This is a genomic window from Methylobacterium sp. E-025 (genome assembly GCF_022829705.1).
GTDB lineage: Bacteria > Pseudomonadota > Alphaproteobacteria > Rhizobiales > Beijerinckiaceae > Methylobacterium.
Window position 1 is genome coordinate 1 of record NZ_JAKSYR010000074.1, and the last position, 1,190, is coordinate 1,190.

General features: G+C 64.6%; 1 protein-coding gene. It reads right to left on the minus strand.

All coding sequences use genetic code 11. From position 1 onward, the window contains the following. Positions 1-556: 556 nt before the first annotated feature. A partial coding sequence (locus MKK64_RS08485) for a BamA/TamA family outer membrane protein (RefSeq protein WP_243933532.1) occupies positions 557-1,190 on the minus strand: 634 nt, incomplete at its 5' end.

Consider the following 1,190-nt stretch of genomic DNA (forward strand, 5'->3'; position numbering starts at 1 on the left):
TGTTGCAGTCATCGACAAGCAGTCGGACGGTGCTCAGGTGGTCCCACCCGGACAGCGGAATGTAAAATAACGTCCGCTTACAGGCAGGCGCTGAAACGTGATGAGCGGCCGGGTTGGGTCGGAGACGGAGCGTCCGCTTCCGGGCGAAGGGGCTGGGTCCGCTTCCCACCCGTTGCGGACTTCGCGGGTGGGTACCAAGCGTCAGATTTGGACCACTAGCTGGCGGCCGGTTGCTTCGAGCAGCTCGCTGACGACCTACAGGCGTTCCTGCGGCTGGCCTTCCGCGGCAGTCCGAAGTGGGAGACGAGCCGGCCAAGGCTGCTCGCATGCGCGGCATCAAACTGGAGGTCGGCACACTGCCGGAGGCCAAGCGCCGCTTTGGCCTACTACCGCGCACTGGGTGGCAGAGCGTTTCTTCGCCCCGGCGCCGCGCTTGCGTTGCCTCATCGAGGACTACGGGTTCTATCCGAACACGCTCGCAGACTTCTACAACGACGTGTTCGTCCGCACCATGCTTAAACAGGCCGCCCAACTAACGACTAGTCCATAACAGCCTCTAAAATTTCGAGCCACCAGAGAAGCGGAAGGCCTGCGTCTGGTCCGCACCGATATGGCCGTACTTGCCGAGGGTCGGGACATACACCTTCACGCCCTCGTCCTTGGTGAGCGCGTAGGCATAGTCGAAGCGGATTGGACCAAGCGGCGAATTCCACAGGATCGACGCGCCGATGGACGAGCGGATGACGGCCTTGTCGCGGACGTTGACGCATTCCGGCTCGACGCCGATCGTGTACGCGCTGTACTTGCAACCCGTCGCAGCGGCGTAGCCGTTGATGAAGCCGTCGCCGTTCACGTCGAACGCACGCTTGCCCTTGTAGCCGAACAACGTGCCGGCATCCGCAAACAAGGCGCCCTTCAGGCCAAGGTCACGGGGCACGCCCGGCAGGGGGAATTGGACCTCCAGGGTGCCGCCGACGTAGGTCGAGCCGCCGATGGCGTTGGAGCGGGCGTCGGTGGTGCCGACGTCGCGCGGGCCGATGCCGTTGGGGGCGAAGCCGCGGACCAGCGACGGCCCGAGGAAGAACTGGTCGGTGATGCGCAGCGGGTTGCTGTCCAGCGCCTCGATGTGACCGCCCTGGAGGCGGACGAAGCCGACGACGTCCTCGTAGAGTTCCTTGTAGTACCGGGCG